We start from the raw sequence: 11,975 nt of genomic DNA, 5'->3' as shown, positions 1-11,975 counted from the left end.
CCTGCGAAGTCTTGTGGATAGGTGAGTCGATGTGTGTGGTTTCAGCGTCCGGCGCTGTTGACCACCGGCTCTGCACGAGCCCGGTCATTCGTCGCGTGCTGGAGCAGATCGAGCGCGACATCGACGATCATGTCTTCCTGCCCGCCGACCATCTTCCGGCGGCCGAGCTCGACGAGAATATCGACGGTCTTCAGGCCATACTTGTTCGCCGCGATTTCCGCGTGGCGCAGGAAACTCGAATAGACGCCGGCGTAACCGAGCGCAAGCGTCTCGCGATCGACGCGCACGGGGCGGTCTTGCAGGGGCCTGACGAGATCGTCGGCGGCATCCATCAACTGATACAGATCGCAGCCGTGATGCCAGCCAAGGCGCTCCGCCGCCGCGATGAACACCTCGAGCGGCGCGTTGCCGGCACCGGCACCCATTCCGGCGAGACTGGCATCGATGCGGTCGCAACCTTCTTCGACGGCGACGATAGAATTGGCGACGCCGAGGCTCAGGTTGTGATGCGCGTGGATGCCGGTTTGCGTGTCGGCCTTGAGCACGTCTTTAAACGCACGGAACCGGTCTCGCACATCGTTCATGCCGAGCGCACCGCCCGAATCGACGACATACACACAGCTTGCGCCGTAGCTCTCCATCAACTTCGCCTGCGCGGCGAGCTGCTGCGGCGTTGTCATGTGGCTCATCATCAGAAAGCCCACTGCGTCCATGCCGATGTTGCGCGCATATTCCAGATGCTGGCGCGATACGTCGGCCTCGGTGCAGTGCGTGGCGACTCGCACGACCGTTGCGCCAGCATCGAAGGCGTTGCGCAAGTCGTGGATCGTGCCGATTCCGGGAATCAGAAGCGTCGATATTTTTGCGTGCTTCACGCTCTGTCTCGCCGCTTCGATCCATGCAACATCCGAATGCGCGCCGAAGCCATAGTTGAAGCTGGAGCCTTCAAGTCCATCGCCGTGCGCGACTTCCATGCTGTCCACGCCGGCCTGATCGAGTGCGCTGGCGATCGCCTTCACGTTCTCGATGCTGTACTGGTGACGAACCGCATGACTGCCGTCGCGCAGCGTCACGTCGGAGATATAGAGTTTCTTGTCGCCGGGATTCATCACACCGCCTCCTTGTGACCGCGAGCGATGCCCGCCGCAATTCTGCGTCGCGCCATCATGTCGCCGCACGCCAGTGCGGCCGACGTCATGATGTCCAGATTGCCCGCATACGACGGCAAGTAATGCGCCGCGCCTTCCACTTCGAGAAACACGGACGTCTTCAAACCATGCTTCGGTCCGAGTCCCGGAACATTGAGCGGCTTGTCCTCGGGGATCAGATCGAACTGCACCTTCTGCTTCAGACGATATCCGGGCACATAGGCCTGCACACTGCGCACCATCGCGGCGATGCTGGCTTCGACCTTGTCGGTGTCGACCGCGTCGGACAGGACGAAGACGGTATCGCGCATGATGAGAGGTGGCTCGGCGGGGTTCAGGACGATGATCGCTTTGCCGCGCGTTGCACCGCCCAGTTGTTCGATTGCGCTGCGGGTGGTCTCGGTGAACTCGTCGATGTTGGCGCGCGTCCCCGGTCCGGCCGACTTGCTGCTGATCGATGCCACGATCTCCGCGTAGTGAACCTGCGCGACTCGCGACACGGCAGCGACCATCGGAATCGTCGCCTGACCACCACAGGTCACCATATTCATGTTCGGCGCGTTCTCTTCCTCGAGATTGATCGCGGGAATCACATACGGTCCGATGGCGGCCGGTGTCAGGTCGATCACCTGAATGCCGTGCTGCTGCAGAATGTCGTTATGCTTGCGATGCGCGCCCGCCGATGTCGCGTCGAACACGATATCGATGTCCTTGAACACGTCGAGCCTGAGCAGTCCCTCGATACCATCGGATGTCGTCGCCACACCCATGCGTTGTGCACGCGCCAGGCCATCGGACTGCGGATCGACGCCGACCATCGCGCCCATCTCGAGATGCCGGCTGTTGCGCAGCACCTTGATCATCAGGTCGGTGCCGATGTTGCCCGGCCCGATGATCGCTACTTTTACCTTGGTACTCATTTCGCCTCCTTAACGTGAAAGCCGGCGCTGCCGAGCCGATCCATCTCGACCGAGACGTATTGCCCGGGAGCAATCCACTCGGCGGAAGTGGCGCCGCCCGCCATCACGATCCAGCCAGCCTGGAGAGGTTCTCCCGCAGCGGCCGACAGGCGCGCTGCCGCAACCAGCGAGCGCAGCGGATGACCCAGGAGCGCGGCGGTCGAGCCCACCTGAACAACGCGCCCATCGAGGTTCAGCGTCAGGCCGAGGTTGCTGAAATCGAGCGACGGGCGGTGCCATGCGCCGATCACGAAGCCGCTCGACGACGCGTTGTCCGCAATGACTTCGGGAAGCGAGAACCTGAAATCGCGGTAACGCGAATCGATGATCTCCAGCGCCGGCGCGATCGCCTCTACTGCAGCGAGCGCTTCCGGCCCGGTCACGTTGCCGCTCAACGAGCGCTTCAGTACGAACGCGATTTCCGGTTCGACGCGCGGGCGGACGAAACGCGAGAACTCGACTGAACCGCCATCCTCGATCTGCATGCTGCTCGTCAGGCGGCCCCATATCACGTCCGAGAGGCCCATCTGGATCATCTTCGCGCGGCTCGTGAAGCCCATCTTCACGCCGACGCGATGTTCGCCGCGTGCGAGGCGCCGCTGGATCGACTGCGACTGGATGGCGTAGGCATCGTCGAGCGACAGTCGGCCTTCGGGATCGAACTGCGTAACGTTGTGGGCGTGGCTCGCTGCATCGTCGAGCAAGCTCGCGTATTCGGTGAGATGGCTCATGAGCGTGCACCCTTGTTCTCTGATACGTCCGATGCGGACAATTCGAACACCGCGCGTACCGATCCCAAACCATCGATACGCGCCTGAAAAACATCGCCCGCTGCGACTGCGACCATCGGACCGAGCGCGCCCGACAGCACGAGGTCGCCCGGCCGCAACGGCGTACCGACCTCGACCATCTTGCGTGCGAGCCAGACGACCGCATTCAACGGATTGCCGAGGCACGCTGCACCTGCGCCGACGGAGACCGGTTCGCCGCGCCGTTCCATCACCATGCCGCACAGCCGCACATCGAATTCCGTCAACTTGCGCGGCGAGGTGCCGAGTACGTATGCCGATGACGATGCGTTGTCGGCAATCGTGTCCGCGATGCGTATATTCCAGTTCGCGATCCGGCTACCGACGATTTCGAGTGCAGGCAGCGCATAGTCGATCGCGTTCATGACTTCGTGCGGCGTCGCATTCGGCGCGGTCAGATCGCGACCGATCACGAACGCGATTTCCGCTTCGATCTTTGGTTGCGTGAGTCGCGACATCGGGATCGGTTCGCCGTCGCCGTAACCCATATCGTCAAACAGCATCCCGAAGTCGGGTTGATCGACGCCCAGCTGCTTCTGCACCGCAACCGACGTCAACCCAATCTTGCAACCGACCAGACGGCGACCCGATTCGATCCGGCGTTCGGTGTTGATCCGCTGAATCGCATAAGCGTCTTCGATGCTGATGTCGTCGTAGGTTTCGCGCGGCGGCGAAATATAGATGCCGCTATGCTCCGCGTCGGCAAGCGCGCGAGCAGCCTGGTCGATCTGTTGGGGCGTCATGGTTGTTACTCCCGCTTTTCGGACTGCCGGGCTTCGGTCAGTTCATCTTTCGTTTGCTCGCCCACTGCCCAGTGCGTGGCAGGCGTCGATGTCGCATACACGCGAATCGTCGCGAGCGGGGCGCCGAGTGTTTCGTGAACGGTTCGGGCAACGGCCTTGACGCAGGCTTTAACGGTTTCGTCGTCTCGTCCTTCGACGAGTGCGATGTGTACGATAGGCATGGCTTGAATGTTCTCCGGGTATGGGATGGATGAGGCTGGGTATCGGTATCGGTCGATACCCGATCGTTATCAGGCGCTTCGTTCCAGGATCGTCTGGTCAGGGCGCGCGCCAAGTGCCTTGCCCGTAATAGGTGGCTTGGGCAACTTCGCTTCGCCTGCCTCGATCACGAAGTGGTGATCGAGCGAGTACCAGGGCCCTTCGATGTCGTCGGCCGGCGCCTTCTCTCCGTCATGCAGCACGTATTGCCCGACCAGCGCACGCGTCACACCGAACTGCACATCGGTTTCCAGATTCGGGTCGTCGCTTGAATACACCTGCGAGAACTGGGTCTTGAAACCGGGCTTGTAGATCATGAAGTGGATATGCGCCGGTCGCATGTTGTGGCGTCCCTGCACACGCAGCAGATCGCCAACCGGGCCCGATACCGGAATCGGATAGCCCGCCGGCTTCACGCTGCGAAATGCGATGTGGCCGTGCGCATCGGTCGTGAACTTGCCGCGCAGGTTCATCTCGGCCTGCTCGGGGTCCTGATTTTCATAAAAACCGTCGGCGGAGGTGTGCCACACATCGACTTCCGCGTCCTGAACCGGACGTCCGTGCCCGTCGCGCACCCAGGCATTCACGAAGATCGGCGCGCCGGGCGTCGGACTACGTACGATCGATGCGCCGTTGAGCGTGTGCGGCGAGTCCATGCGCCAGAACGGGCCCATCAGGTTCGCGGTCGTGTCGGTCTGCCCGCTGTCGCCGTTGTTGAGCAGGCAAACCAGCGAAGACAAACCGAGCGAACCGGCGATCAGGACGACTTCGTTGTGCGACGCGGTGCTCAGCTGGCCGAGTCGGGCGATCACCGCGCAGGCCTGGTGAAATTCCGCTTCGGTGAGTCGCGTCTCGCGGGCAAACCCATGCAGATGCCGCACGGCGGCCGACATGATGTCGCGAAAGCGCGGGTCCGCTGCGCGGGCAAGTTCCGCGAGTACCGCGTCGGTCACTTCCTGCTGGTTGGTGATGATCACGCTCTGCCTCCTGTTGGCATCCGGTCGTGGACGTCTTCGTTGAGTGAATATTGAGCAATTGAAAGCAACCCGTCCAATGCTATATTTTGGAAAATCGATACCGATCCGGTATGGACCAATCATTGCGCATGACCGTGAAACTGGAGGAGCGAACGAATGGAACTGAAACAGATGCGCTACTTCCTCGCGCTGGCCGAAGAGCTCAATTTCGGCCGGGCTGCCGAGCGTCTTCACATCACACAGCCCCCGCTCACGCGCAATATTCACGCGCTCGAAGAAGAACTTGGGGCACAGCTCTTCGTGCGTTCGTCAAAAGGCACGGAATTGACGGAGGCCGGCAAGGCGCTGCTGGCGGAGGTGCCCAACATACTCGGGCTGTCGAAGCGGGCGGCCGAGCTGGCCAAACTCGCGGGGCAAGGGCTGACAGGAAGGCTCGACGTCGGCATCTTCAGCTCGGGTGTGTTGAACGTCATCCCCAGGTTGCTTGCCGAGTTTCACACCCAGCGCCCGAACATCAAGATCGGTTTGCACAACATGTCGAAGACCGAACAGATCGTGGCGCTCCGGGAGCGGCGCATCACGATCGGCTTTAACCGGCTCGTACCGGACGAGCCCGATATCGAAGTGGATTGGGTACAGCGAGAACCGTTCCTCGTCGCGCTCTATGAAGGGCATCCGCTGTGTTCCAGGAAGGTCATTACGCTAAAGGACATGCATGACCAGCCGATGATTGTCTATCCCAACGCCCCCGTCTACGGACTCGCCCAGCAAGTAGCCGCTGCGTTTCGTGAAGAAGGGTACGGCCTGCGCATCGAGCAGGAGGTCGAAGACGTCGTGACATGCATTGCACTGGTGGCCAGCCGGTTCGGCATATGCATCACAACCGAATCAGCCGCGAACCTGCGCCTTCCGGGCGTGGTCTATAAACCGTTGAAATCGTCGGTACTCAAGCAGATCGAATTGAATTGCCTCTATCGGCGCGGAGATTCGTCGGCGGTTTTGCAGGCGTTTCTGACGCTCGTCAAACGCGCTCGTACGAAGCGGGTCGAGATCGAATACTAGCTGCGTTCAGCCGACGTTTTAGGTGTGAATGTTTTAGGTGCGAATATCTGCGAAAATCCACCTGAAACGGTTGGTGCCGGCGCAATGACTTGTCAGAAATAGGTGGAAGCATGAAAGGAAGGGCAAGCAGCATTGGAATGAAACTCGAACTGCTATTCGGGTTGGTCGCCTCGCGGGTGTTTCACCACGCGTCGACGATGTTGAACGGCGATGTGACCTTCGCGCGCATCATTTCCCTGTTTCACCTGCAGTTTCACGATACGCAGACCATTGCGGAGATCGCCGGGGTTACTGGCCTGAGTCAGGCCGCGGCGAGCCGTATGGTCGACGGGTTGTACCGGGAGGGGGTGGTGGATCGTCGCGAGTCGGAAGAGGATCGCAGGCAGAAATGTGTCGAACTGACACCTGACGGCTTGAAGCGGATCGAGGCCATGCGCCAGGTCACCACCGACGCCTATGCCGAGCTGATGGCGCAGGTGCCTCGCGATCTGCGTATCAGGCTGCATGAAGTCCTGATCGAACTCGAGCCATATTTGATTCCGTCCGAAGCAGGGCGCGAGGGTCGTCCGCCAGGGTCCCGGGTACCGCGCTAAAACTGAAGGCGTGCCGCGGAACACGGCGACGGCACAGTGCCTCGCTTCATGACACTTGCGTGAAGTCTATTCGCGAGTGCATTGTATGCATGATCGCACATGATATAGTTTGCATCGATCGCAACGAGACGTACCCATCGCTTAGTGCCTACGCTTAGTGTCCACCGCTTAGTGCCCGCCATTTCCGCCGCCATGTCTCAAGAGCCTAGACGTCATACCGAATGGCGTGCCTCCTTTGGACCGTTCACCCTGTCTCCCTCAGAGCGTCTGCTTGAGCGAGACCGCGTACCCGTCCGGCTGGGCGGCCGCGCGCTCGACCTGCTTATTGCACTGGTGGATTCCGCAGGAGAAACGGTCAGCAAGCAGGACCTGATCGCCCAGGTGTGGCCCGACGTACTTGTCGAGGAAGGCAGCCTGCGCTTCCATATGGTTGCCATTCGCAAGGCACTCGGCGAGGGAGAGGGCGGCAGTCGCTATATCACCAACACGACCAATAAAGGGTACACGTTCGTTGCCTCTGTCGAACGCCGGGAGTTGAGTTCGCCTGTCCAACCGGCCATTACCAGCACCTTCAAATCGGTGCCGGCGCCCGCCACCCCGGTGGTAGGGCGTGACGAAGAAGTGAAGACGCTCGTCGCGAACCTGCTGCAGCGGCGCCTGGTTTCGGTCGTGGGGCCCGGCGGCATCGGCAAGACTACGGTGGCGATCGCGTGCGCGCAGACCGTGGCCCGGCAGTTCAATGGCGATGTGCACTTCATCGACCTGTCGGCGATCTCGGAGACGCAACTCGTGCGCTCGTCCGTCGCCACGGCGGTCGGACTGCAGAACCGCTCGGACGACCTGCCCGCGGTCGCCACGCATCTGGCCGACCGCAACACGCTGATCGTGCTGGACTGCTGCGAGCATGTCATCGCGGGAGCCGCCGAGCTTGCCGAAGCGTTGATCCGCGTCTGCCCCAACGTCCATATTCTCGCCACCAGCCGCGAACCGCTGCGTGCCGAGGGCGAGCTTGTCTATCGTCTGCAGCCGCTGGCCTTCCCTCCGGAGGGTGCGGGGACAACTGCGCAAGCAGCGCTTGCCTACCCCGCGGTCAGACTGTTTGTGGACCGAGCGATCGCCAGTTGCTCGAGTTTCGAACTCAAGGACAGCGACGCGCCGCTGGCTTCGCAGCTGTGTCGGGAGCTGGATGGCATTGCGCTCGCCATCGAGCTCGCGGCCGGTCGCATCGAGGCATTGGGTCTCCAGGCCATTACGTCTCACTTCGATGCGAGTGTCAGGTTGATGTGGCACGGAAGGCGCACCGCGGTGCCGCGTCAACAGACCTTGGGGGCGACACTCGACTGGAGCGTCAATCTTCTGTCGGATGACGAGAAGCGTCTTCTCTATCGACTCTCGGTGTTTGCGGCAACGTTTTCTCTCGATGCAGCCATCGAAATCTGCAGCTTCGATGGCGACAGGTCGGTTGCGATCGAGTTGATCGCAAGTCTCGTGTCGAAGTCGCTGGTTACCGTCGATGCGGGCGAAGCCGCGCTTCGCTACGGCATGCTGGACACGACACGGTCGTATTGCTGGAAGAAGCTCTGCAATACCGGCGAAGAGGCCGCGGTTTCGCAGCGCCTTGCCTGCTACTTCAGGAACTGGGCGCAGCAGTATGCGGCGGGCAACCTCGACAAGGACGCGCTCGACGTCGTGGTGCTGGAGATGTCCAATCTGCGCGCGGCACTCGAATGGCACTTCCGCGCGGATGAGCACCAGTCCGACGCGTTCAAGCTTGCGGCCTCGCTGTGTCCTCTGTTGCTGCAGCTGTCGAAAGTCGCCGAGTGCGCTCGATGGGCGCAAACCGCGCTTTCGCAGATGCCGGCCGAATTGCTCGGATCGTCTTTTGAAATGCGGCTACAGGGCGCGCTAGGCCAATCCTCGATGTTCTCGACGGGCGGTGGTGAAGCCGAGACGGCATACCGCCGAGGTATCGAACTCGCGGAGCAACTGAAAGATTTCCGCAGCACGCTGCATCTGCTCAACGGCTACGTGGTGCTGCTGCATCGAGATGGGCGCTATACCGATGCGCTCGACAACGCGCGCAAAGCGCAGTCGCTTCTGACTGAGCTAAACGACATGGAGTCGCGCGCCATTGTCGACTCGCTCATGGGTGTCGCGCTTCACCTCGTCGGCAATGTGAACGAGGCGATGCATCATTGGGAGCGATGCTTCGCTCAAAGCTCGGGTGCGTCGTCCAGTACGACCTCGAAGCTCGGTTTCGACTTTCACATCAGGGCGTTGTGTGGACTCGCGCGCAGTCTGTGGCTCACCGGGAACTATTCAAAGGCAATTGCCGTTGCCGAAGAGACCATCGCGAAGGCGCGCGAATCGGGCCATGCGGTGACCTATTGCATCGCACTTATCTGGGCTGGTTCGGTGTACATCTGGGCACGCAATGTCGAGCGCCTGGAAGAAATCGCAGCAACGATCGAGCGCGTGGCGAAGCAACATTCGCTCACACCGTATCTCGCGTTCGCGCGTATCACGCGCGGACAGTTGCTGATCGCGAGACGCCAACCCGCCGAAGGCGTTGAACTGATTCGAAGCGCCGTGGAGGTACTGCACGAGTGCCGCTACAGAATGGTCACCAGCGTGTCGCTGTCCATCCTGGCAAAAGGGCTGTCCGATATGTCGCTGCACTCGGCGGCGCTCGCGATGTGCGACGAAGTCGAGACGCTGATCCAGACCTGCGGCGACTTCCTCCGTATGCCCGAGCTATTGTCCGTTCGGGGGTACTGCCTTGCAGCCGCGGGGCAGGCAGCGGAGGCCGAGAAAAGCTATCGTGCGGCTATCGAGCTTGCCCGTTCGCAAGAAGTGAAGTCAGGTCAGATCGAGGCAGCGGTCGCGCTGGCCCAGCATCTGATCGGGTCGGGCCGACAGGAAGAGGCCCGGCGCCTGCTTCATCCATTGGTCGCGGAAGCCGGCGATGAAATCTCGCTCGACCTCTCGCTGGCGCGCAGTCTGCTCGGTTAAGTCTCTTTCACGAACGTGCCGAAAGCGGCGCCCAGGCTGCAGCCACTACGCGGCCTATGCCAAAAGACATACTCAATCTTGGTGATGGATACAGCGCATCGATCGACGAAACTATCGATGTGCAAGCGACCTCAACTGCAAGTCATTCATGAGGAGGCGTGCACGACCATCACTCTTTAAGACTGGGGACCAACATGCAATTCAAACCTTTCTCTCTCCGGCATACCCTTCTCGGCATGCTGACCGTCGGCCTGGGAACGCTCGGCGTCGTCGAGCAAAGCGCCGCTGCCGGACCTGTCAGGAACGTGGTGCTGGTGCACGGCGGCTTCGTCGACGGTGGTGGCTGGGAGCCGGTGTACAAGCTGCTGAAAGCCAAGGGCTACAACGTCAGCATCGTGCAGAACGCCACGACCTCGCTCGCCGACGACGTGGCTACGACGAAAGCCGTCATCGCTTCGCAGGATGGCCCGGTTGTGCTGGTCGGTCACTCGTACGGCGGAGCGGTTATCACGGAAGCCGGCAACGATCCCAAGGTCGCGCGCCTCGTCTACATCGCAGCATTTGCTCCCGATAGCGGCGAATCGGTGCAAAAGTTGATCGCCAATCCGCCGCCTGGCGCCGCGGTTCCGCCGATCCTGCCGCCGGTCAACGGCTTCCTGATGCTGGACAAGACGAAGTTCGCCGAGTCGTTTGCCGGCGACGTAGCGCCTGAACGCGCCGACTTCCTTGCCAATGCACAGGTACCCTGGGGTGTGGCCGCGTTAGCCGGCGACATCTCCACGGCCGCCTGGCATACGAAGCCGAGCTGGTATCTGCTCACCACGCACGACCGGATGATTCCTCCGCCGGCCCAGCACGCTATGGCCGAGCGCATCGGTGCGGTCATTGCGGAATCTTCGGCTAGCCACGCCGTGTACGAGTCGCGGCCAGCCGATGTGGCAGCGCTGATCGAGAAGGCGGCTACGTCGGTGAAGTAGCGCGCAGCGGGCACGCTACCGTACGCCCTTGGAGTCCACACTCGAAGGGCGTTTTTCTTGCTCGCCACCAACGCCGATCGTTAAAGCGCTTTGCGGATGTCGGGCTCCGCGTCGTCCGTTCGCGTCAGCAAGATGATCAATCGGGCCACCTTTCCTGCGTGGACAAGGAAATTGAAGCTCAGGATCATCGGATCAGGCAAGCCCGTGCTGTCGAAATCTCCGGAGACTTTGGCCAGCAGGATCAGGTCGCTGTAGTGTCGCCGGGCCTGCAACACATCCATGCTAAAACGCACGCCGACAATTTCGTTGCGAATCCAGTCTTCAACCGCGTCGATTCCCCAGAAGTCGCGCAGCTGGTCGTTCACATGCGCGTTCTGCGCGAAGAGGCCGGTGAGCTTATCCGCGTCGAAGGTGTTGACTGCGTCTACGAAGGAAACGACGACGTCATCGGGGATTTCCCGCCAGTTTTTCGAAGATTGATCAGGCTGCATCGTGATTTGCCTAGTAATACACGCTGCCATCATGAGCCAATCCGGGCAAAGCCGACGCTATGGATTGTTATGCGTGGTTAGAACGACGGCCGCCCCTTTGGGTATGTGGCATCGCTCGAAGGGGGCGCTTTTCCTGCTGGCTATCAATCAGCTAACAACGGATAACTCGACCCCGCCTTTTCTGTCGTTAAAGATAAAGGTACGGCGAAGTCACTTGCCATCACCAGGGGAGGGCGAAATGAGTCAGCATCAAACCGGGCGTCGGATCGCGGTACTTGTGTCTGTCGCCACACCGTTGTTGCATGCCGGCGTTCGCGCATCCCTTGCAGATGCACCCGATATCGAAGTACTCGGCGAAGGCTACATTGCCGTCGAGCGCAGTGTCGACGTCGTGGTCGCGGAAAGCTCGACCGCGGCGCGGATTGCGCAGGATAGCCGGCGTTTTACGCACTGCCCGGGTCTGCAATCCTCACGCATCCTGGTGCTCTCCGACCAGGTGCGGGAGCACGCGGTGCGCGGCGCACTGGAGCAGGGCATCCACGGTTTCGTGCTGATCAGCTCGCCTGTGTGCGACCTCCTTGCCGGTGTCCGGGCGCTTGCGCGCGGCGGCACCTACCTGTGCCCGCCGTTGGCGCAGCAACTGGCACAGATCTCCGGCCACGACATGCTGACGAGTCGTGAAGGCGAAGTACTGCGACTCCTGACGATGGGTCAGTGCAACAAGTCGATTGCGTGCGATCTGGAAATTGCAGTCGGTACAGTGAAGGCCCACGTGAAATCGATCATGTCGAAGCTGGACGCGAGTTCTCGAACCGAGGCCGCACGCATTGCGACGGAGCGCGGACTGATCGATCTGCCGGATGCCTCGGTGGGGCGAAAAAAACTGCGCGCCTTTGCATCGGCCCGGATGCATTCCTCTCTGCTTCAACCTGGCTATGCCTGATCG

Annotated in this window: 12 protein-coding genes; 5 read left to right on the top strand and 7 right to left on the bottom strand. The window is 61.2% G+C overall.

All coding sequences use genetic code 11. From position 1 onward, the window contains the following. Positions 1-41: 41 nt before the first annotated feature. The 6 genes from dmpG to M0D65_RS13905 all read right to left on the bottom strand — a co-directional run bounded on the left by dmpG (position 42) and on the right by M0D65_RS13905 (position 4,894). Entirely contained in the window at positions 42-1,109 is a 1,068-nt protein-coding gene (gene dmpG, locus M0D65_RS13930) for a 4-hydroxy-2-oxovalerate aldolase (protein WP_266253195.1), read from the bottom strand. Further along, positions 1,109-2,068 (bottom strand): acetaldehyde dehydrogenase (acetylating), encoded by a 960-nt coding sequence (locus tag M0D65_RS13925; protein WP_266253194.1) that lies wholly within the window; start codon positions 2,066-2,068, stop codon positions 1,109-1,111. The genes dmpG and M0D65_RS13925 overlap by 1 nt, the downstream gene beginning before the upstream one ends. Continuing rightward, the gene (locus M0D65_RS13920; RefSeq protein ID WP_266253193.1) at positions 2,065-2,838 is read right to left on the bottom strand and encodes a 2-keto-4-pentenoate hydratase; all 774 of its coding nucleotides are present in this window, start codon (positions 2,836-2,838) and stop codon (positions 2,065-2,067) included. Before M0D65_RS13920 ends, M0D65_RS13925 begins: the two co-directional genes overlap by 4 nt. Continuing rightward, complete coding sequence (mhpD, locus tag M0D65_RS13915; protein WP_266253192.1) at positions 2,835-3,659, bottom strand: 2-keto-4-pentenoate hydratase; 825 nt, start codon at positions 3,657-3,659, stop codon at positions 2,835-2,837. The genes M0D65_RS13920 and mhpD overlap by 4 nt, the downstream gene beginning before the upstream one ends. A 5-nt stretch (positions 3,660-3,664) precedes the next feature. Continuing rightward, a complete protein-coding gene (locus M0D65_RS13910) occupies positions 3,665-3,880 on the bottom strand; it encodes a tautomerase family protein (protein ID WP_266253191.1) in 216 nt (71 codons plus the stop codon). Positions 3,881-3,949: 69 nt separating this feature from the next. Next, entirely contained in the window at positions 3,950-4,894 is a 945-nt protein-coding gene (locus tag M0D65_RS13905; protein WP_266253190.1) for a dioxygenase, read from the bottom strand. A gap of 156 nt (positions 4,895-5,050) precedes the next feature. Here M0D65_RS13905 and M0D65_RS13900 point away from each other — a divergent pair, with 156 nt between their 5' ends. From M0D65_RS13900 to M0D65_RS13885, 4 genes are all read left to right on the top strand, one after another. After that, positions 5,051-5,956 (top strand): LysR family transcriptional regulator, encoded by a 906-nt coding sequence (locus M0D65_RS13900; protein WP_266253189.1) that lies wholly within the window; start codon positions 5,051-5,053, stop codon positions 5,954-5,956. Positions 5,957-6,093: 137 nt separating this feature from the next. Further along, positions 6,094-6,549 carry a MarR family winged helix-turn-helix transcriptional regulator gene (locus tag M0D65_RS13895; RefSeq protein ID WP_266253186.1) on the top strand — a complete coding sequence of 152 codons (456 nt, stop codon included), beginning with the start codon at positions 6,094-6,096 and terminating at the stop codon, positions 6,547-6,549. Positions 6,550-6,741: 192 nt separating this feature from the next. Next, the gene (locus M0D65_RS13890) at positions 6,742-9,561 is read left to right on the top strand and encodes a winged helix-turn-helix domain-containing protein (RefSeq protein WP_266253185.1); all 2,820 of its coding nucleotides are present in this window, start codon (positions 6,742-6,744) and stop codon (positions 9,559-9,561) included. 194 nt (positions 9,562-9,755) lie between these two features. Further along, positions 9,756-10,538, top strand: coding sequence for an alpha/beta fold hydrolase (locus tag M0D65_RS13885; protein ID WP_266253184.1), 783 nt, complete (start codon positions 9,756-9,758; stop codon positions 10,536-10,538). 80 nt (positions 10,539-10,618) lie between these two features. On the opposite strand, the gene M0D65_RS13880 is transcribed toward M0D65_RS13885, so the two are convergent. After that, entirely contained in the window at positions 10,619-11,029 is a 411-nt protein-coding gene (locus tag M0D65_RS13880; RefSeq protein WP_266253183.1) for a hypothetical protein, read from the bottom strand. 238 nt (positions 11,030-11,267) lie between these two features. Here M0D65_RS13880 and M0D65_RS13875 point away from each other — a divergent pair, with 238 nt between their 5' ends. Next, entirely contained in the window at positions 11,268-11,972 is a 705-nt protein-coding gene (locus M0D65_RS13875; protein ID WP_266253182.1) for a response regulator transcription factor, read from the top strand. The last annotated feature ends 3 nt before the right edge of the window (positions 11,973-11,975 follow it).

The sequence above is a fragment of the Paraburkholderia sp. CHISQ3 genome, from assembly GCF_030464945.1.
In the GTDB taxonomy this organism is placed as follows: domain Bacteria; phylum Pseudomonadota; class Gammaproteobacteria; order Burkholderiales; family Burkholderiaceae; genus Paraburkholderia; species Paraburkholderia megapolitana.
The sequence above is the reverse complement of the archived record's forward strand: the minus strand, read 5'-3'. Positions and strand labels throughout refer to the sequence as shown.